Raw genomic sequence first — 19,715 nt, 5'->3', positions numbered from 1 at the left:
CCGACCCTACCGAACCCGCTGTTCACGGGCGGGCCCGGCCGGGCCGGGTGGCAGCCGCACAGCTGTCCGGGACATCATGGCCCCATCGGTGGCGGGCGGACGGCAGGGAATCACGTGAAGACGACGGGCGTGCGGCGGCACCTGGGACCGCTGCTGGTGGTCTGGACCCTGACGCGGCTGCTGCTGATGCTGTGGGTGCTGAAGGTGTACGTCTTCCCCGGCCCGGACGTCACGAGCGACGTGTCCGGCATCTACCGGGGCTGGTACGAGGTGCTGAGCACCGGGACGTTCCCGCTGGACGACGTGACCTGGCAGTACCCGCCGGCCGCGGCGCTCGCCGTCCTCTCCCCCGGGCTGCTGCCCTTCCTGGACTACGCGACGGCGTTCTACGTGCTGGCCTGCCTCGCGGACCTGGCCGTCCTCGCCCTGCTGGCCTGGGCGGGAAGACGGCCCGGTCTGTCCCCGCGGGGCGCCTGGGTGTGGGTGGCGGGCATGCCGCTGCTCGGCCCGACCGTGTACGCGCGCTACGACGTGATGGTCACGGCGGTCGCGGTGGCGGCGCTGCTGGCGGGTGCCCGGCATCCGCGGGCGATGGGCGTGCTGGCGGGCCTGGGCGCGCTGCTCAAGGTGTGGCCGGCGCTGGTGCTGCTCGCCGTGCGGCGGCGCTCCGCGTGGGCCGCGGCGGCGGCGACCGGCGCGGTGGTGGCGGCGGCGTTCGCGGTGGCGATGCCGGGGGCGTTCGCGTTCCTGACCTTCCAGCGCGACCGGGGCACCGAGGTGGAGTCGCTGGGCGCGCTGGTCTTCCACGTGGCCCGGCACCACGGCTGGAACGGCGAGGTGCTGCTCAACTACGGCTCCGTGGAGTTCCTCGGCCCGTACGTGGACGTGGTGAGTTCGGCGGCGCTGTTCCTCACCGGTGTGGCGTTCGGCTGGCTGCTGCTGTGGCGGCTGCTGGCGCGGCGGTTCGAGGCGCACACGGTCGCGGACGCGGCGTTCGTGGCGGTGCTGATGTTCACGACCACGAGCCGGGTGATCAGCCCTCAGTACCTGGTGTGGCTGGTCGGGGTGGCGGCGGTGTGCCTGTGCCACCCGGCGAGCCGGATGCGGCTGCCCGTGGGGATGGTGCTGGCGGCGTGCTTGGTGACGGTGCTGGAGTTCCCGCTGTGGTTCGCGCACGTCGTCGCCAGCGACGCGCTCGGCGTCACGCTGCTGTTCGTCCGCAACGGCCTGCTGCTGGCCGCCACGCTCACCGCGGCGGCCCGGCTGTGGCGCGCGACCGTCCCGGGCGGGGCGCCGGTCCCCGGCGCGGCGGCCCCGGCGCCGCTCACCCGAACTCCGAGCGCAGGTAGTCCCGCCACGCGGCCGTGAAGGCCTGCGGGCTCGTGCCGAGCACCCGGCGCAGGGCGTCCTCGACGGCGCCGGCCCGTTTCCCGTGGCCGCCGACGGCCCGGTAGAACGCGCCGAGGCGTTCCTCGCCCCAGCGGTCGGCGATCATCCGGCAGGCCATCCAGCCGCTCTCGTACGCCCGCGCCAGGGCGTGCGCGTCGCCGTCGAAGCCGAAGTCGCCGTCCTCGGGCAGCTTCGCCGGCAGCCGTCCCCCGGTGACGGCGGCGGCCAGTTCGGGCGCGGCCTGCCGCGGGGTGCGGTCGGTGCCGCGGTAGCCGACCCAGTCGGCGTAGCCCTCGGACAGCCACAGGGGGGTCGCGGGGGTGGTGTGGGCGCGGGTGGCGACGTGGGTGGTCTCGTGGGTGAGGACGACCTGCCGGCCGACGGCGCCGAGCGTCCCGTACGCGTCGGGGTTCACGACGATCCGGTCCGCGGGCGCCGACGCGCGGTCACCGGTCTCGCCGGTGGTGACGGCCGCTATGCCGCGGTACGACGAGGCGGGCGAGCCCAGCAGCCCGGCCATGCCCTCCAGCGACCCGGGCACGAGCACGACAACCTGCCGGGACCACTCGGTGGGCCAGGCGTCCGACACGGCCGGCACCGCACGGTCGGCGAGTCCGGCGAAGCGGTCAAGGGTCTCGCGGGACTGGCCGACGCCGAGGACGAGGCTGTGCGTGCCGTGCACCACGCGTACCGCGCCCTGGTCCCACAGTTGCTGCGCGGACTTCTTCGCGGGCCGGTCCCGGTCCACGGACCACCGGCCGTCCGCGTCCCGGCTCAGCCGCAGGGTGCGGGCCGTGGTGACGGGGGCGCGGTCGACGCTGCGGACGCGGTAGCGCAGTTCGGTGTCGGCGGTGACCGTGTCGCCGCTGCGCCGCACGTCCTTCACGCGGTACGACCAGCCGTCCAGCGGCACGGCCCGCAGGTTGTCGTACCCGGCCCGCGCGCCGGTCTCCGCCAGGGCGCGCTCGTCGCGGTCGAGGAGGGCCTCGGCGCGCCGGTCGAGCACCCGCTGGACGTCGGCCCGCAGCGTCTGGGCGTCCGGCCGTCCGCCGCACGCCACAAGGGAGACGAGCAGCAGACACAGCGCGGGCGCGGAGAAGACGGGAGCGCGCCCGGGAGCGCGGCGAGGCCCGGTGCCGGGCGTCGCGGCGGGGACGGGAAACTCCGGACAGGCCCTGGCCACCCTTGAGAGGGTAAGGGCGCAGGGCCGTGCGACGTCAGACCCTGGTGACGGAGGAGACCGGCATCATGCCCACCGGGTCGTAGCGCACCGGGGCTCCCGGGTAGGGGGCGTGGATGACCTGGCCGTTGCCGGCGTACATCCCGATGTGGCTGGCGTCGGACCGGTAGGTGACCAGGTCGCCGGGGCGGGCCTCGGAGAGCGGGACCTGCCGGCCGGCGTACCGCTGGGCCTGCGAGGTGCGCGGCAGGGCGATCCCGGCCTGCGCGTACGACCACTGCGTCAGGCCCGAGCAGTCGAAGCCGGTGGGGCCGTTGGCGCCCCAGACGTAGGGCTTGCCGAGGGCGGCCCGGGCGGCGGCGAGGGCGGCGGCGGCCCGTCCGGAGGCCGGGGCGTCGCCGCCGGGGACGGGCAGGTCGGCGCGGCCGGTGCGGGAGGCGCGGTCGTAGGCGGCGCGGTCGTCGTCCGACAGGGAGTTCAGCAGCCGCCGGGCCGCGGCGAGTTTCTGTTCGACGGTCTTCTTGTGGGCGGCGACGGCTCTTCGGCTCTCGTCGAGTGCGGCGACCTTGCCGGCGGCCTCCGCGCGTTCCTGGGCGAGTTCGCGCAGGGCCTTGCGGAGGTTGCGCAGTTCGCCGGCCTGGCGGGCGCCGATCCGGTCGAGCACGGCCGCCTTGTCGAGGTAGTCGTCCGGGTCGGAGGTGAGCAGCAGGGCGAGGGCCGGGTCGATGCCGCCGTCGCGGTACTGGGCGCCGGCCAGCGAACCGAGCGACTCCCGCAGGGCGTTGACGTGGCTCTGCCGCCGGGCGATGCGGTCCTGCGCGTCGCGGACCTCCCCGCGCAGTGCGTCGGCGCGTTCCTCGGCCTCGTTGAAGGCCTCGGTGGCCTTCTCGGCGGCGGCGTGCAGACGCTCGACCTCGGCACGCGCGTCGTCGAGCGGCGCGGCCGGGGCCGCGGGGGCCGGTACGGCGCCGAGGGCGGCGGCCGTGACGGACAGGACGCCGAGCACGGCGGCCGAGCCCCGGTCGAGGCCGGACGGTGCAACGCGACGATGGGAACCCACGGGAAGCCGCACTCCTTCCGCTGGCGGACAGGTCCGCTCCCTGACGCCGGAAAGGGGCCCGGCGGTGAGAGAAGCGCGGCAGACAGTAACCCCGTGGCGGGGCGCACACCAACGACCGCCGTGGGCACGTACGGTGACGCCCCGCCGCTGACGCAGGTCACCGGCGGGGCGTGGGGTCGTCGACGCTCTGTGCAATTCGCCCGTTCGGGCGGTACGGCGTGCCGTCTTGCACAGGCACGGCAGGGGGTTCGGGTCAGACCCGGACGCCCCACATGAAGGGGCCGCCGATGGTGTTCATCGACTCGTAGCGGACCACCGTGCCGGTGCGCGGCGCGTGGATGATCTGGCCGTTGCCCGCGTACAGGCCCACGTGGTGCAGGTCGTTGAAGAAGAACACCAGGTCGCCGACCTGGAGGTCGTTCACCGAGGTGATCCGCGTGCCGTAGCCGGACTGCGCCTCGGAGGTCCGGGGTATGGCCACGCCGGCCTGGGCGTACGCCCACGAGGTCAGGCCCGAGCAGTCGAAGGAGGACGGGCCGGTGGCGCCGTAGACGTAAGGGGAGCCGAGCTTGGACTGGGCGGCGGCGTAGGCCGCGGCGGCCCGTCCCGAGGCGGCGGAGGAGGAGCCGCTGAGGGCGTCGCGCTCGCTGCTGCGGGTGGCGCGCTCCTGCTCGGCGGCGAGGGCGGCCTTCTCCTTCGCGGTGAGGCTGTTGAGCAGCTTCTGCGCGGCGGCGAGCTTGCTCTGGACTTCCTTCTTCTTCTTGCCGAGCTCGGTCCTGGTGGACGCCAGGTCCTTGAGCTTCTCGGAGGCCTCGGCGCGGTCCTGGGCCAGCTCGCGCTGCTTCTCCTGGATCTTCCTCAGCGCCTCGACCTGCTGGCTGCTGAGCTGATCGAGCGTGGACGCCTTGTCGAGGTAGTCGTCCGGGTCGGACGAGAGGAACAGCTGAACGGAGGGGTCGATGCCGCCCGTGCGGTACTGGGCGCTGGCCATCGTGCCCAGGCCGTCGCGCAGGTCGTTGAGTTCTTCCTGACCGCGGGCGACGTTGTCCTGGATGGTGGAGATCTCCTCCTGGAGCTTCTCCTGCTTCTCCTTGGCCCCGTTGTACTTCTCGGTGGCCTGTTCTGCCTGCTCGTAGAGCTTGTCTACCTTGGCCTTGACCTCGTCCTTGCTCGGCTTCTCGCTGGGCGCGGCGTGCGCGGCCTGCGAGCTCAGGGCGACAGCAGCGGCGGCTGCGGTGGTCAGCACGGTCACGCGTGTGCGACTCGGCTGCTTGGGACGACGGTGGGACGCCACGGGGGCGAGCTCCTTCTCGTGAGTGATCACCCGTTCGCGGGTTCGAAGGCAGACCCTAGTGACCCATCCGTGATCAGTTCAAATCCTCTGCCGAAATATCCCGGTTACGGATCGCATTCTCTGCCGTGAACTCACCAGCGGTGACGTGCGCTTGACACTACGTTGCGTGAGGGTTCCGTCAATTCGGGCATTGCGCCGGTACGTTGCGGTTGGGGCAGAAGGGAACCAGCAGTCAGGAAAGCCGCTTGAGGAGCACCGCCGACGCCACCGGGCGCGCGCCCGCGCGGGCGACCCCGTCGGCCACCTCGCGGTCGGTGGAGGCGACGATGACGGGCCGGCCGGGCGGCTCGGCGCGCACCAGCTGGCGGATCAGCTCGTCGGCGGTGACGCCCGGCTTGGAGAACAGCACCCGCACCCCGCGCGGCGGCGCGAGCAGCACGGGCGCGGCCAGCTCGGCGCCGTCGAAGACGCACGTCACCTCGGCGCCGGTCTGCGCGGCGAGCTGGGAGAGCTGGCCGAGCAGCCTGAGGCGCTGCTTCTCCAGCGGCATCTGCGGATAGCCGGTCTTGGTGACGTTGTAGCCGTCGACGACCAGATGGGCCTGCGGCAGCGCGAGCAACTGGTCGAGGATCGCGGGGTCGTTGTCGGACAGCGCGCGGGCGGCGATGTCCTTCGGCGTCATCCGGCCGGGCTCGACGGCGTCCACGGTCTCGGCGGGCCGCACCGACACCGGGGGCAGCGCCAGTTCCCGGCGCAGCCCCTGGGTGGCGTCGAGCAGGGTGTCCAGCAGCAGCCGTACCCGCATGTCCTCGACGCTGCGGCCCTCCCGGGCGGCCCGGCGGGTGGCCTCCAGGGTCGCCTCCGCCTCGGCGAGGCGGGCCTTGAGGCGCCGGCTCTCGCTCTCGGCGGCGGAGACCTGGGTGTGGCTCTCGGCGCGCACGGCCTCGATCTCGCCGTGCGCCTTGCGCAGGGCGGCCTCGCCGCGCTTGACGTCGCTGAGGGCGGAGCGCAGCTTGCGGTGCAGCGACTCGGCCTCCTTCTTCGCCGACTCCAGTTCGGCGCGCAGCCGCTCGGTCTCGGCCCGGGTGTGCTCGTGGGCCTGGGCGAGTTCGGCGCGCAGCCGTTCCAGCTCGGCGCGGTTCTCCTCGTCGGCGCGTTCGGCGTCGGCCCGCAAGGCCTCCTCGCCGGCCGCGGTCACGAGCTTCACCCAGCCCGTGGGCCGCAGTACGTAGGCCGCGGCCGCCACGTCGAGCGGGTCCGCGGCCGGGGGCGGGGCGCCGGAGTCCAGGGCGCCGGCGATCTCCGGCTGCGCCTCTCTCAGTTTCTCGCCGATGCGCTGCCGGAACAGCGGGTCGGTCTCCAGCGCCGCCGCCATGGCGTTGCCCGCGAACTTCGCCCGGCGTGTCGGCGTGAACCGCGCGTACTGCCTCAGCTGGGCGGGCAGTTCGGCCATCGTCAGCCCGCCGAAGCCGTCGGACACGATCTGCACGACGCGGCGGCGCACACCGTCGGGCAGCGGACGGTCGAGCACCTCGGCGGCGCCGTCCTGCGGCCCCCCGCCTGTGGTCTCCACCATCCGTCACCCCAATGCCTGTGCGGGATCCCGCGCCGGTCCCGGATCGGGACCCCGTCGGGGATCGCCCTGCGCCGGGCCCGCTCCGTCAGGAGCCGGCGGCCGGCCTGTCCACGAGTTCCACCTGGTCCACGGCGTTGCACCAGCGGCACCGCACCGAGTCGATGGTCTCACTGAGCACCTCGCGCTCCTCGACCTGCGGCTCCCCGGCGAGGTCGAGGTGCACGTACTCGACGACCTTGGACGAGCGGGTCACGTCGAAGCGCGTCAGGTTGCCGCACAGGGCGCAGCGCCACCGCGTCGTGGCGGTCGGCCGGGGAACCGTCATCGGTGCTCTTTCCTTCTGTGCCTTCTATTGTCGGTGACGCGCCGGTCTCCCGGCTGCGTGTGGCTCGTAACCCTACGGCCTGGCGGGTGCCCGCCGCCCGTCCGCCCACGGCGGCGAGGCGCTCTGTCCTGATGAGTCCGGTTACGCCATGCTCTGTTCATGATCGGTATCTGGAGAGCGCCGGCCGGCGGAACGGTCCGGTGCCCGGCGGCGCCGGTGACGTACGGGCTGATCGCGCTGTGCTGTCTGGTCTTCCTACTCGGCCCGGCCTCGGGGCTGAATCCCGGGTACGGCACCGGGGAGGAGCTGGCGGCCGAGCAGCGCGCCTACTTCCGGCGCTGGGGCGTGATCCCGGCGGATCTGTTCGGCGGTTCCCCGGGCGCCGTCCTCACCCCGGCGACGGCGCTGTTCGTCCACGGCAGCTGGGTGCATCTGCTCGGCAACATGCTCTTCCTCTACGTCTTCGGAACGATGACCGAGGAACGCATGGGCCGTGTGCGGTTCACCCTCTTCTACCTCGGCTGCGGCTACCTGGCCCTGCTGGGCTACGCCGCCGCCAACGCGACGTCACCCCAGTCCCTGGTCGGCGCGTCGGGGGCCATCTCGGCGGTCCTCGGCGCCTTTCTCTATCTGTTCCCGCGGGCCCGCGTCACCAGTCTTCTGCCGTTCCTGTTCTTCCTGCCGGTGCGCTTCCCGGCGTGGATCGTGCTGCCCTTCTGGGCGGTCCTGCAGTGGCTGGCGGCGGGCCGGGCCTCCTCCGGTCCCGGCGTTGCGTACCTGGCGCACCTGGTGGGGTTCGGCCTGGGCTTCGTCTGCGCCTGGGTGCGCTTTCGCCGTACGACTAGAGTGAACAGCGCCCCAGCGCCAGCCCCCGAGGGAGAGAACCAGCCGTGATCACCGCGATCGTCCTCATCAAGACCAGCGTGGACCGCATTCCCGAGATCGCGGAGCAGATCGCCTCGCTGGAGAGCGTGAGCGAGGTCTTCTCCGTCACCGGGACGTACGACCTGATCGCGATGGTGCGCGTGAAGCAGCACGAGGACCTCGCGGAGATCATCCCCGGCCGGATCAGCAAGATCCCCGGCGTGGAGGGCACGGACACGCACGTGGCGTTCCGCACCTACTCGCAGCACGACCTGGAGGCGGCGTTCGCCATCGGCCTCGACAGCTGAACGACCCCGCCCGGCTCCCGCCCGGATGAAGACTTCTTCATCCCGGGCTCATCCGGGCCGGGGCCGGGCCCGGGCAGGATCGCCGCATGGTCTTCTCGCACCGGATGGCGGCCCTGACCGCCGTCGTGGCGATCCCGCTCGGCATCGCCGCGACCAGTTTCGTCCTCACCGACGAGCCGAAACCGCCGAAGGTCCCGTCGGGGGTGGAGCTGGACCGCCCCTCCCCCGCGCCGAAGCCCACCCGGCCCGCGCCGGAGCCGAGCGACCAGGTGGTCGTTTCCCGGCCGCCGGTCACCGACAGCCCCGCGAGCGACGACGATGACGACGACACAGGTGGACCCGGCGGCTTCGGACGGGACGACGACGGCGGCGGACCCGACGACGACGGGCGGAGCGACGGCTGACCGCCCGCGGCGGCGGCTCTCCGCCCGGGTACGCATCCTGCTGTGGCTGCTGCTGGTGATGGCGGTCGCCCTCGCCTCGGTGGCCGCGACCACCCGTTCCATCCTGCTGCGGGACGCCGGCCGGCGGGTCGACGGACTGCTCGCGCAGGAGGCCGGCGAGTTCGCCAACTTCGAGGAGCGGGGCGTCGACCCGAGGACCGGCCGTCCGTTCACCGACCCGGCGCGGCTGCTGCACGTCTTCCTGGAACGCCAGTACGCCGACCCGGACGAGGAGCTGATCGGGCTGGTCGGCCGGCCGGGCCGCGGGCCCGCGCAGATCATCCAGCCGCGTGACATCGACGTACCGCTGCCACTGCACCAGGATGCCGGCGCCCGCCGCCGGGTCTTCGACGCGCCTGGCTCCACCGGCACCCTGCACCGCCCCGCGGGTGAGGTCCGCTGGGCCAAGGTCGCCGTCGCCCGGCACGGCGGGAGGCCGGAGGCCGCGTTCGTCGTCGCCTTCCACCCGGGCCGCGAACAGCACCGGGTCGACGAGGTGACCCGCCTGCTGCTCGCCATCTCCGGGGCCGCCCTGCTGCTGACCACCGGCATCGGCTGGGTGGTCGCCGGCCGGATCCTGCGGCCGGTGCGGCTGGTGCGCGCGGCGGCGGCGCAGCTCACCGAGCAGGACCTGACGCGCCGTATCCCGGTGCCCGGCCGGGACGACGTGGCGGCCCTCGCCGAGACGTTCAACGCGATGCTCGACCGGCTGGAGCGGGCCTTCGCCGCGCAGCGCCAGTTCGTGGACGACGCCGGGCACGAGCTGCGCACCCCGATCACGATCGTGCGCGGCCATCTGGAGCTGATGGGCGACGACCCGGCCGAGCGCGAGGAGACGGTGCGGCTGGTCACCGACGAGCTGGACCGGATGAGCCGCATCGTGGAGGACCTGCTGCTGCTCGCCAAGGCCGAACGGCCCGACTTCGTCACCCCGGAGCCGGTCCAGCTCGCCGAACTCACCGCCGACGTCTACGTCAAGGCCCGCACCCTCGGCGAGCGCGACTGGCAGCTCACCGAGGTCGCCGACCGGGAGGCCGAGCTGGACCCGCAGCGGATCACGCAGGCGATGGTGCAGCTCGCGCAGAACGCCGTGCAGCACACCGCGCCCGGCCAGACCATCCGCATCGGCTCCCGCGCGGACGGCACGCGCGTCGAGCTGTACGTCGCCGACTCCGGGCCGGGAGTGCGCCCGCAGGACGCCGAGGTGATCTTCGAGCGGTTCCGGCGCGGCACCGCCCGGCGCGGCGCGCGCTCCTCCGGCGCCGGGCTCGGGCTGTCCATCGTGCGGGCGATCGCCGAGGCGCACGGCGGCCGGATCGGCCTGCGCGAGACCGAGGGCGGCGGCGCCACCTTCGTCCTGACCCTGGAAGAGGCACGCACGTGAACCGCATCCTGATCGTCGAGGACGAGGAGCGCATCGCCTCCTTCGTGCAGAAGGGCCTGCGCTCCAACGGCTTCACGACCAGCGTCGTCGGCGACGGCGACGCGGCCTGCGAGTACGCGCTGACCGGCGGCTTCGACCTGGTCGTGCTGGACATCGGGCTGCCCGGCCGGGACGGCTTCACGGTGCTGCGCGAACTGCGCGAGGCCCGGGTGACGGTCCCGGTGATCGTGCTGACCGCGCGGGACTCGGTGGGGGACACGGTGGCCGGCCTGGAGGGCGGCGCCGACGACTGGATGACCAAGCCGTTCCGCTTCGAGGAACTCCTCGCCCGGGTGCGCCTGCGGCTGCGTACGGCGGCCCGGGCGCCCGAGGTGACGGTGCTGCGCTCGGGCACGCTGAGCCTGGACCTGCGCACCCGGCGGGCCCGCTCCGGGGAACGGACCGTGGACCTGACGGCCCGTGAGTTCGTCCTGCTGGAACTGTTCCTGAGGCACCCGGGGCAGGTACTCTCCCGCGAGCAGATCCTCTCCCACGTGTGGGGCTACGACTTCGACCCGGGCTCCAACATCGTGGACGTGTACGTGCGCGCGCTGCGCAAGAAGCTCGGGGCGCAGCGGGTGGAGACGGTACGGGGGATGGGGTACCGGCTGCCGGGGTGAGCCGGGGCCGGGCGTGGGCCGCCGGGGCGTGGGCTCGCCGAGGGCCGGGGTCCTCGTGAAAGTTCCTTCATGCGCGGCTCATTGAGGGCTCACCGCCGGGGTGGACCGTCAAGGGCGTGACCCCGAACCTCCGGCTGACCGCCGGCCTGTGTGCCGCCCTGTGCGCCGCCCTGTCGGTGTGCGCGCTGCTCGCGGTGCCCGGCACCTTCCCCGGCCTCGGTGCCGAGGCCCGGTTCACGCTCGCCGTGTTCGCGCTGGCGACCTGCGCCTGGATCGCCACGCCGATCGACGACACGTACATCGCGCTGGGCGCCGGGCTCGCGCTGACCGCGACCGGGGTGATCAGCAGCGACACCCTGTTCGGCACCCTCGGCGACGCGACGGTCTGGCTGCTGATCTGCGCCTTCGTGCTGGCCGCCGCGGTGACGCGGACGGGGCTCGCGGGGCGGGCGGCGGCGTTCCTGGTCGGCGGGGCGCGCACCGTGCGGCAGCTGGTGCACCTGACGACGGCCGCGCTGGTCGTCACGGCGTTCGCGGTGCCCGCCACGTCCGGCCGGGCCGCGCTGGCGCTGCCGGTGTTCCTGGCCCTCGCCAAGGCGCTCGGCGACCGGCGGCGACTGATCGTGATGCTGGCGCTGCTGTTCCCGACCGTGATCCTGCTGTCGGCGGTGGCGACCCTGATCGGCGCGGGCGCACATCTGATCACCGTGTCGGTGCTGTGGGAGACGTCCGGAGAGCGGATCGGGTTCACCCAGTGGCTGCTGCTCGGGCTGCCGCTGGCGGTGGCGTCCTCCCATCTGGCCGCCGAGGCCGTGCTGCTGACGACGACCCGGCGCGCGGACCGCGAGGGCCCCGTGCACATCACGGCGCGGGACATCCAGCGGCACAGCGAGCAGCCGGTGACCGGCCCGTGGACGCCGGCCGAGTCGCGCTGCGCGCTGCTGCTGGCGACGGTGGTCGTGCTGTGGTGCAGCGAGCCGCTGCACCGGGTGCCGCCCGCGGTCGTCGCGCTGATCGGCGCCGTCGTCGCGTCCTCGCCCGCGCTCGGCACGGTCCGGCTGAAGGACGCGCTGCGGACGGTGCCGTGGGCGCTGCTGCTGTTCATGGCCGCGACGATGGCGATGGGCATCGCGCTCGCCGACTCCGGGGCCGCGAAGTGGCTGGTCTCGGGGCTGCCCTCGCAGGTCGCGCCCTCGGTGTTCCTGGCGGTCGTGATCGCGGTCAGCACGGCCGCCCACCTGGTGCTCCAGTCCCGGTCGGCCCGCTCGTCGGTGCTGGTGCCGCTGGTCGTCGCGGCGGCCGTGGCCGCCGGGGTCAACCCGGTCGCCGCCGCGCTCGCCTCGACCGCCGCCGCCGGGTTCTGCCACACGCTGCCCGCCTCCGCCAAACCGGTCGCGCTCTTCGCCGAGCTGCCCGGCACCCCCAGCTACACCCCGCGGGACCTGCTGCGGCTGTCGGCCGTGCTGGCCCCGCTGACCGCCGTGCTCGTCCTGCTGTTCGCCGTCGCGGTGTGGCCGCTGCTCGGCGTTCCCCTGACCCGCTGAGGAGAACCCCATGCTCCGTCGCATCGCCGTGGCCCCCACCGGCTTCAAGGAGTCCCTGTCCGCCCAGGCCGCCGCCGACGCCATCGCGGCCGGCGTGCGCCGGGTGCTGCCCGCCGCCGACGTCGACCTCGTCCCGCTGGTGGACGGCGGCGAGGGCACGGCCGCCACGCTGGCCGCCACCACCGGCGGCCGGCTGGTCGCGCTGTCCGCCACCGGCCCGGTCGGGGAGAGCGTCGGCACCCACTTCGCGCTGCTCGGCTCCGGGGACACGGCGGTCGTGGAGATGGCCGCCGTCGCGGGCCTCTCCCTGATCCCGCGATCCCTGCGCGACCCCGGCGCCACCACCACGTACGGCGTCGGCGAGCTGATCCGCGCCGCGCTCGGCACGGGCGCGCGGCGCATCCTGGTCGGCTGCGGCGACTCCGGAACGTCCGACGGCGGCGCGGGCGCGCTCCAGGCGCTCGGCGCCCGGCTGCTGGACGCCGACGGCCGCGAACTGCCGCGCGGAGGGCGGGAGCTGATCCGGCTGCGCCGCGTCGACCCGGCGGGTCTCGACCCCCGGCTCGCGCACGCGGAACTGCTCGTCGCCTGCAACCCGTTCAACGTGCTGTGCGGGCAGCGCGGCGTCGCCCGCGTCTTCGGCCCGCAGAAGGGCGCGACCCCGGCCCAGGTCGAGGACCTGTCGGCGGCCCTGGAGAACTGGGCGTACGTCCTCACCCGCGATCTGCGCGTCACCGGCACCGACCTGCGCACCGGTCCCGGTACCGGCGCCTCGGGCGGGCTCGGCGCCGGGCTCGCCGCGCTCGGCGCCCGCCTGCTGCCCCGCTTCACCGTGCTCCTGGACCACCTGGACCTGGACGCCCGGCTGGCCCGCGCCGATCTGGTCGTCACCGCCGAGGGCGCCCTGGACCGCCAGACGCCGCGCGGCAAGGTCCCGGGTGAGGTGGCCCGGCGCGCCAAGCGGTACGGCCGCCCGGTGCTGGCCCTCGCGGGCACGCTCGGCGAGGGTGCCCACGAGGTGCCGGGCGTGGACGCCTGCCACGGCATCCTGCCCGCGCCGATGGCCCTGGACGAGGCGCTGCTGCGGGCCGCCGAACTGCTCACCGACGCCACCGAGCGGGCCCTGCGGATGATCCTGCTGGGCGCCGGGCTGCCGGGTCACGCGGAGGCGGGCGTCGCCGAGGTGTCGGGGACGCAGCGGCCGTTCTCGGTGCGGTAGCTCCAGCGCGCGCCGTCGCGCACCAGCTCCCGGCAGGCGGTCACGAAGCGGTCCACGTGCGCGTCGGGGGTGCCCGCGCCGAAGCTCACCCGGACGGCGTTGAGGGACGTCTCGCCGGGCGCGGCCTCAGGGGCGCCGCACTCGCCCTGCGCCTGCGGGTCGCTGCCCAGCAGGGTGCGCAGCAGCGGGTGGGCGCAGAACAGGCCGTCGCGGACGCCGATGCCGTACTCGGCGGACAGGGCGGCGGCGAAGTGGGAGCTGTTCCAGCCGTCCACGACGAAGGAGAGGACCCCGACCCGCGGCGCGTCGTCCCCGAACAGCGACAGGAACCGCACCTGGGGGACGTCGGCGAGACCCTCGCGCACCCTGCGGATCAGGTGCTCCTCGCGGGCGACGAGCGTGTCGAACCCGGCCTCGGTGAGGGCCTTGCAGGCGGAGGCGACGGCGTGGGCGCCGATGACGTTGGGCGAGCCGGCCTCGTGCCGGGCGGCGCCGTCGTGCCACTCCACGTCCACTCCCCCGTCCGCGCGGCGGGTGACCTTGCGGCTGGCGCCGCCGCCCGCGAGGTACGGCTCGGCCTCCCGCAGCCAGTCGACGCGCCCGGCCAGCACGCCCGAGCCGAACGGCGCGTACAGCTTGTGCCCCGAGAAGGCGACCCAGTCGACGTCCAGCTCCGTCACGGAGACGGGGTGGTGGGGCGCGAGCTGGGCGGCGTCGAGGACGATCCGGGCGCCGTGCGCGTGGGCGGCGGCGGCCAGCTCCCGCACCGGCCACAGCTCCCCGGTGACGTTGGAGGCGCCGGTGACGCAGACGAGGGCCGGGCCGTGGGGTGCGCGGCCGGCGAGGGCGCGCTCCAGCGTCCGCACCGCCTGCCGGGGGCTGCGCGGGGCGTCGAGGCAGGTGACGCGGGCGCCGCGCCAGGGCAGCAGGGAGGCGTGGTGCTCGGTCTCGAAGACGAAGACCTCGCAGCCGGCCGGGAGCGCGGCGGCGAGCAGGTTGAGGGAGTCGGTGGTGGACCGGGTGAAGACGACCTGGTCGTCGCCTCGGCAGCCGAGGAACTCGGCGACGGTCCGCCGGGCGTTCTCGAACAGGTCGGTGGACAGCTGCGACAGGTACCCGGCGCCCCGGTGCACGCTGCCGTAGTACGGCGCGTAGGCGGCGACGTCGTCCCAGACGCGCTGGAGGGCGGGGGCGCTGGCGGCGTAGTCGAGCGCGGCGTAGGTGACCTCGCCGCCGGTGACGAGGGGCACGGTGACGTCCCGGCCCAGCACGGGCAGCGGGGTGTGCAGGGACTGGTCGGCGGCAGCGGTGGAGACGGACATGGCGAAGCTCCCGTGAAGGCAGGGGGAATCACCGCGCGAGCCGGCAGGACAGAACAGGGCTCGGACGCGGCGCGCGACGAAGCGCGGGGAAAAGGGGGGATGCGGAGGCGGGGCTCTGCGGCCCTAACGCATTCGCTTGCTCACGGGAGACTCCCTCGAACGACCAGGACCCCTGGCCCCGCGCTCCGTCAGAAGCGCGCGAGGGGTCCGCGCTTGCCGCAGACCTTGCTGACTGCGGCCTGGTCTTCACCCGGGGCACCCCGCCACGGACGGAGGGTTGCCGGACAGCCGGCCGGGGCCGCGTGACTGTCGCTCATGACCTGCCCAGAAACGTACGGAAAAGATCGACGTCCCGCAACCCGTGTCCGGATCGCGGGACGTACGGCACGGCGGCCGGGGTCAGGCGTGGCTCGCCGCGACCCAGCGGTCCAGGGCACGCTTGGCCGCGCCGGAGTCGATGGCCTCGGCGGCCCGCGCCATGGCGGCGCGGATCTGCTCGGCCAGCGGCGCGTCACCGGGGTTCAGGGCCACCAGGGCCGCCGCCGAGTTCAGCAGGACGGCGTCCCTCACCGGGCCGGGCTCGCCCTCCAGCAGCCTGCGGGCGACCTCCGCGTTGTAGGAGGCGTCCGCGCCGCGCAGCGCCTCCACGGGGACCAGGTCGAGGCCGACGTCGCGGGGGTCGAAGGTCTCCGCGGACACCTTGCCGTCCCGGACCACCCACACGTGGGACGTGGACGTCGTGGTCAGCTCGTCCAGGCCGTCGTCGCCGCGGAACACCAGCGCGGAGTTGCCGCGCTCGGCGAAGACCCCGGCGATGATCGGCGCCATCCGCGCGTCGGCCACGCCGACCGCCTGGGACGTCACCCGCGCCGGGTTGGTCAGCGGGCCCAGGAAGTTGAACACCGTGCGGATGCCGAGCTGGCCGCGGGCCGCCGCCACGTGACGCAGCGCCGGGTGGAACTTCACCGCGAAGCAGAAGGTGATGCCGGCCTCCTCGGCGACCTCGGCCACCCGCTGCGGCGTCAGCTCCAGGTTCACGCCGAGCTTCTCCAGCACGTCGGAGGCCCCGGAGGCGGAGGACGCGGCGCGGTTGCCGTGCTTGACGACCTTGGCGCCGGTGCCCGCGACGACGATCGCGGACATGGTGGAGATGTTCACCGTCCTGGCCCCGTCGCCGCCGGTGCCGACGATGTCGACCGTGTCGCCGGGCACGTGGATCACGTTGGCGTGCTCGTACATCGTGCGGACCAGGCCGGTGATCTCCTCGACCGTCTCGCCCTTGGCCCGCAGGGCCACCGCGAAGCCGGCGATCTGCGCGTCGGTCGCCTCGCCCCGCATGATCAGGTCCATCGCCCACGCCGTGTCGTCGGCGGTCAGGTCCCGGCGGTCCAGCAGGCCGTTCAGCAGGGCGGGCCAGGCGCGGCCCGCCGCGGTGTCGCCTCCAGCGGGGGTCACAGCGCTCATCAGCCGCTCCTGGGTCGTAGCCACGTTCAGACTGGTGCCCACCCTATCCAGCCCCGGGCACGGCGAAGGGCCCCGTCCGTACAGCGGGACGGGGCCCTTCGCGTGGCGTGGCGAACGCAGCGATCAGTGGTGGCCGTGGCCGCTCGTGATCTCCTTGTACTCCTCGACGGTCGGCTTCGGGACCTGGGAGCCGGAGCCGAAGTACGCCTTGCTCAGCCTGGCGCGCAGCTTCTCGGGGCCCTTCACCTTCCGCTCGACGCCGTTCGCGTCGACCGTCGGGCCGATCTCGACCGGCTTGTACTGCTCGTGAGCGGTGAGGGTGTAGAGCTGCTCCTGGCTGAGCGGCTCGTGCACCTCGACGAACTCACCGTGCGGCAGGCGCTTGATGATGCCCGACTCGCGGCCGTGCAGCACCTTGTCGTGGTCCCGGCGCTGGAGGCCGAGGCAGATCCGCTTGGTGACGACGAACGCGATGACCGGACCGGCGAAGAAGCCGATGCGGACGAACCAGGTGACCGCGTTGATCGACATGTGGAAGTGCGTCGCGATGATGTCGTTGCCGCCGCCGATCAGCATGATCATGTAGGCGGTGAGCCAGGCGACACCGAACGCGGTCCGGGTCGGGGCGTTGCGCGGGCGGTCCAGGATGTGGTGCTCGCGCTTGTCCCCGGTGATCCAGGACTCGATGAACGGGTAGAGGGCGAGCACACCGAGGAACAGGCCGAAGACCACCAGCGGGACGAACACGCCCAGGACGAGCGTGTGGCCCAAGAAGTTGATCTCCCAGCCGGGCATGGCGCGGACCAGGCCCTCGGCGAAGCCCATGTACCAGTCGGGCTGGGCGCCCGTGGACACGTAGTCGGGGCGGTACGGGCCGAGCACCCAGATCGGGTTGACGGACGCGATGCCGGCGAGCACGGTGATGACGCCGAAGACCAGGAAGAAGAAGCCTCCGGCCTTCGCCGTGTAGACCGGCAGCAGCGGCATGCCGACGACGTTCTTGTTGGTCCGTCCGGGGCCCGCGTACTGCGTGTGCTTGTGGTAGAAGACCAGGATCAGGTGGGCGGTCACCAGGCCGAGCATGATCCCCGGCAGCAGCAGGATGTGGATCGAGTAGAACCGCGCGACGAAGTCGCCGCCCGGGAACTCCCCGCCGAACAGGAACATCGAGATGTACGTGCCCACGATCGGCACCGACAGGATGGCGCCCTGCGTGAAGCGGACACCGGTGCCGGAGAGCAGGTCGTCCGGGAGCGAGTAGCCGGTGAACCCGGTGAACATGCCCAGGACGAACAGCAGGAAGCCGAACAGCCAGTTGACCTCGCGCGGCTTGCGGAACGCGCCCGTGAAGAACACGCGCATCATGTGCACGAACATGCCGGCGAGGAAGATGATCGCCGCCCAGTGGTGGATCTGCCGGATGAGCAGACCACCGCGCACGTCGAAGCTGATGTCCAGCGTGGAGGCGTACGCCTCGCTCATCAGCACGCCCTGCAGCGGGACGTAGCTGCCGTGGTACTCCACCTCGTTCATCGACGGGTGGAAGAACAGCGTCAGGTACACACCCGTGAGGATGATGATGATGAAGGTGTAGAGGCAGATCTCACCCAGCATGAAGGACCAGTGGTCCGGGAAGATCTTGCGCATGTTGGCCTTGGCCAGGCCGTAGATCCCGAGCCTGCCGTCGGCCCAGTCGGCGACGCGCTGGCCGGCCGGGGCCTTCCCGCGTGTGCGGGGCTCTGTACTGCTGGTGGTACTCATCCGCGCTCCCAGAAGGCAGGACCGACGGGCTCCTCGAAGTCGCTGAGCGCTTCGAGGTAACCCTCCTCGTTCACGCCGATGCGCAGCTGCGGCAGGGCGTGACCGGCGGGGCCGAAGATCACCCGGGCGCCGTCGGAGAGGTCGAAGGTGGACTGGTGGCAGGGGCAGAGCACGTGGTGCGTCTGCTGCTCGTACAGGGAGATCGGACAGCCCACGTGGGTGCAGATCTTCGAGTACGCGACGATGCCCTCGTGCGACCACTCGAGCTCGCGCTTGTCCTTGATGTCGTCCGGCTGGATGCGGACGATCATCAGGGCGGCCTTGGCGATCTCCGTCTGGAAGTGGTGGTCGTGCTCCTCCAGGCCCTCGGGCTTGGCGAAGGTGAGGGAGCCGACCGTGACGTCCGACGGACGCAGCGGCTCGTTCGTGTTCATGTTGACGAGCAGCTTGCCCTTGGACCACATGGTGTGACGCAGCTTGTCGCCGGGCAGCGGACCGAGGTCGCGCAGCAGGACGAGGCTGGTCAGCGGGACCAGGGTGAGCGCGCCGAGCATGGTGTTGCGCAGCAGCTTGCGGCGGCCGAGGCCGGACTCCTTGACGCCCTGGCGCCAGTCGTCGTGGATCTGCGTGCGCAGTTCGGGGGACGCCTCGATGGGGTGGCGCTCGTCGGCCATCTCCACGTCGGTCATCAGGGTGCGGGCCCAGTGGACCGCGCCGGCGCCGATGCAGAACAGGGCCAGGCCCAGGGTCACACCGAGCGCGAAGTTCAGTGCGCTGATGTGGCCGATCGGGAAGATGTAGACCGACCGGTCGATGGGGATGGACACGAACGCGGCGATGAAGCCGATGGTCGCCAGCATCGACACCGTGAACAGCAGGGCGACCGTCCGCTCGGACCGCTTGGCGGCCCGCTCGTCGATGTCCTGGATCCGGGGCTCGTGGGGCGGCAGGCCCGGGTCGGCGAACGGGTCCTTGTCGTCCGCCACGTCCACCGCGCCGTGCGTGGTGTCCTGCTCAGCCGGCAGGTTCTCTTGGGGAAAGTGTTGGCTACTCATGACTTCTTGGCCTTTGCGGTCCGAGCGGCGATCCAGACGGCGACGGCGATCAGGCCGCCCAGACCGAAGATCCAGCCGAACAGACCCTCACTGACCGGACCGAGTCCGCCCAGTTCCCAGCCGCCCGGGCTCACAGTGTCGTCGCTGTTGACCGCGTCGAGGTACGCGATGATGTCCTTCTTGTTCTTCTCCGACAGCGTGGTGTCGGGGAAGGACGGCATGTTCTGCGGGCCCGTCTGCATGGCCTCGTAGATGTGCTTCGGTTCGACGCCCTCCAGGGTAGGCGCGAACTTGCCGTGTGTCAGCGCACCGCCCTTGCCGGTGAAGTTGTGGCACTGCGCGCAGTTGTTGCGGAACAGGTCGCCACCCTTGGCGACGTCCGCACCCTCCACGCTGTACTGCTCCTCGGTCGGGACGGACGGACCGGCACCCAGGGAGGCGATGTACGCCGCCAGCTGGTCGATCTCGGCCTGCGAGTAGATGACCTTCTTGCGCGGCACCTGGGCGCCGGGCTGCTGCGCCGGCATACGGCCGGTACCGACCTGGAAGTCGACGGCCGCGGCGCCCACGCCGACCAGGCTGGGGCCGTCGCTGGTGCCCTGACCGCCGGTGCCGTGGCAGCTGGCGCAGCCCACCGAGTAGAGCTTCTTGCCCTCCTCGATGGTGAGGGACTGGGCGGTTTCGTCGGCCTTCGCCTTGTCCGCGGGCGCGAACACGGCGTACAGCCCCCCGGTGCATGCCAGCGCGAGGAGTAGGACGACGAGTGCCGCCAGCGGGTGGCGTCGTCGTGCGGAGAGCTTTTTCACGGATTACCCCGGTGTCAGGATCTTCTGCGTCGATGCTTCTGGAGATGTGCTCGGGAGCGGGC

General features: G+C 72.9%; 18 protein-coding genes and 1 riboswitch. Of the genes, 8 read left to right on the top strand and 10 right to left on the bottom strand.

Annotated elements, in window-relative coordinates:
* Positions 1–114 precede the first annotated feature (114 nt).
* The gene (locus AB0M97_RS15090; protein ID WP_365961284.1) at positions 115–1,368 is read left to right on the top strand and encodes a glycosyltransferase 87 family protein; all 1,254 of its coding nucleotides are present in this window, start codon (positions 115–117) and stop codon (positions 1,366–1,368) included.
* Here AB0M97_RS15090 and AB0M97_RS15085 read toward each other — a convergent pair.
* The 5 genes from AB0M97_RS15085 to AB0M97_RS15065 form a co-directional block, all read right to left on the bottom strand.
* Positions 1,325–2,473 (bottom strand): hypothetical protein, encoded by a 1,149-nt coding sequence (locus AB0M97_RS15085; protein WP_365961309.1) that lies wholly within the window; start codon positions 2,471–2,473, stop codon positions 1,325–1,327. The two genes, AB0M97_RS15090 and AB0M97_RS15085, sit on opposite strands and share 44 nt — an antisense overlap.
* 133 nt (positions 2,474–2,606) lie before the next feature.
* The gene (locus AB0M97_RS15080) at positions 2,607–3,629 is read right to left on the bottom strand and encodes an NlpC/P60 family protein (protein ID WP_365961283.1); all 1,023 of its coding nucleotides are present in this window, start codon (positions 3,627–3,629) and stop codon (positions 2,607–2,609) included.
* A 253-nt stretch (positions 3,630–3,882) separates the two neighbouring features.
* Positions 3,883–4,923, bottom strand: a complete 1,041-nt coding sequence (locus tag AB0M97_RS15075) for an NlpC/P60 family protein (protein ID WP_365961282.1) — start codon at positions 4,921–4,923, stop codon at positions 3,883–3,885.
* Positions 4,924–5,155: 232 nt separating this feature from the next.
* Positions 5,156–6,499, bottom strand: coding sequence for an NYN domain-containing protein (locus AB0M97_RS15070; RefSeq protein ID WP_365961281.1), 1,344 nt, complete (start codon positions 6,497–6,499; stop codon positions 5,156–5,158).
* A gap of 85 nt (positions 6,500–6,584) precedes the next feature.
* Positions 6,585–6,824, bottom strand: a complete 240-nt coding sequence (locus AB0M97_RS15065; RefSeq protein ID WP_365961280.1) for a hypothetical protein — start codon at positions 6,822–6,824, stop codon at positions 6,585–6,587.
* Between the two features lie 159 nt (positions 6,825–6,983).
* On the opposite strand from AB0M97_RS15065, the gene AB0M97_RS15060 reads away from it, so the two are divergent.
* The 7 genes from AB0M97_RS15060 (at position 6,984) to AB0M97_RS15030 (ending at position 13,245) form a co-directional block, all read left to right on the top strand.
* Entirely contained in the window at positions 6,984–7,718 is a 735-nt protein-coding gene (locus tag AB0M97_RS15060; protein ID WP_365961279.1) for a rhomboid family intramembrane serine protease, read from the top strand.
* Positions 7,715–7,996 carry an Lrp/AsnC ligand binding domain-containing protein gene (locus tag AB0M97_RS15055; protein ID WP_365961278.1) on the top strand — a complete coding sequence of 94 codons (282 nt, stop codon included), beginning with the start codon at positions 7,715–7,717 and terminating at the stop codon, positions 7,994–7,996. Before AB0M97_RS15060 ends, AB0M97_RS15055 begins: the two co-directional genes overlap by 4 nt.
* Before the next feature lie 86 nt (positions 7,997–8,082).
* Positions 8,083–8,400 carry a small secreted hydrophilic protein gene (locus AB0M97_RS15050; RefSeq protein WP_365961277.1) on the top strand — a complete coding sequence of 106 codons (318 nt, stop codon included), beginning with the start codon at positions 8,083–8,085 and terminating at the stop codon, positions 8,398–8,400.
* A 58-nt stretch (positions 8,401–8,458) separates the two neighbouring features.
* Entirely contained in the window at positions 8,459–9,823 is a 1,365-nt protein-coding gene (locus AB0M97_RS15045; RefSeq protein ID WP_365961308.1) for an ATP-binding protein, read from the top strand.
* Entirely contained in the window at positions 9,820–10,482 is a 663-nt protein-coding gene (locus tag AB0M97_RS15040) for a response regulator transcription factor (protein WP_365961276.1), read from the top strand. The genes AB0M97_RS15045 and AB0M97_RS15040 overlap by 4 nt, the downstream gene beginning before the upstream one ends.
* A 134-nt stretch (positions 10,483–10,616) precedes the next feature.
* Positions 10,617–12,026, top strand: coding sequence for an SLC13 family permease (locus AB0M97_RS15035; RefSeq protein ID WP_365961307.1), 1,410 nt, complete (start codon positions 10,617–10,619; stop codon positions 12,024–12,026).
* A gap of 10 nt (positions 12,027–12,036) precedes the next feature.
* Positions 12,037–13,245, top strand: a complete 1,209-nt coding sequence (locus AB0M97_RS15030; RefSeq protein ID WP_365961275.1) for a glycerate kinase — start codon at positions 12,037–12,039, stop codon at positions 13,243–13,245.
* Here the strand turns inward: AB0M97_RS15030 and AB0M97_RS15025 are convergent.
* The 5 genes from AB0M97_RS15025 to AB0M97_RS15005 form a co-directional block, all read right to left on the bottom strand.
* Positions 13,185–14,567, bottom strand: a complete 1,383-nt coding sequence (locus tag AB0M97_RS15025) for an aminotransferase class V-fold PLP-dependent enzyme (protein WP_365961274.1) — start codon at positions 14,565–14,567, stop codon at positions 13,185–13,187. The two genes, AB0M97_RS15030 and AB0M97_RS15025, sit on opposite strands and share 61 nt — an antisense overlap.
* A gap of 204 nt (positions 14,568–14,771) precedes the next feature.
* Positions 14,772–14,888, bottom strand: a riboswitch (SAM riboswitch).
* A 78-nt stretch (positions 14,889–14,966) separates the two neighbouring features.
* Positions 14,967–16,031 (bottom strand): anthranilate phosphoribosyltransferase, encoded by a 1,065-nt coding sequence (gene trpD / locus AB0M97_RS15020; RefSeq protein ID WP_365961273.1) that lies wholly within the window; start codon positions 16,029–16,031, stop codon positions 14,967–14,969.
* A 123-nt stretch (positions 16,032–16,154) separates the two neighbouring features.
* A complete protein-coding gene (locus AB0M97_RS15015) occupies positions 16,155–17,792 on the bottom strand; it encodes a cytochrome bc complex cytochrome b subunit (RefSeq protein WP_365961272.1) in 1,638 nt (545 codons plus the stop codon).
* Positions 17,789–18,847 carry a Rieske 2Fe-2S domain-containing protein gene (locus tag AB0M97_RS15010; RefSeq protein WP_365961271.1) on the bottom strand — a complete coding sequence of 353 codons (1,059 nt, stop codon included), beginning with the start codon at positions 18,845–18,847 and terminating at the stop codon, positions 17,789–17,791. The genes AB0M97_RS15015 and AB0M97_RS15010 overlap by 4 nt, the downstream gene beginning before the upstream one ends.
* Positions 18,844–19,653, bottom strand: coding sequence for a c-type cytochrome (locus AB0M97_RS15005; protein ID WP_365961270.1), 810 nt, complete (start codon positions 19,651–19,653; stop codon positions 18,844–18,846). The genes AB0M97_RS15010 and AB0M97_RS15005 overlap by 4 nt, the downstream gene beginning before the upstream one ends.
* Between the last annotated feature and the right edge of the window lie 62 nt (positions 19,654–19,715).

The organism is Streptomyces sp. NPDC051207, from assembly GCF_040682395.1.
In the GTDB taxonomy this organism is placed as follows: Bacteria; Actinomycetota; Actinomycetes; order Streptomycetales; family Streptomycetaceae; genus Streptomyces.
Note: the sequence above shows the minus strand (reverse complement) of the source record. Positions and strands in the feature narration are given on the sequence as shown.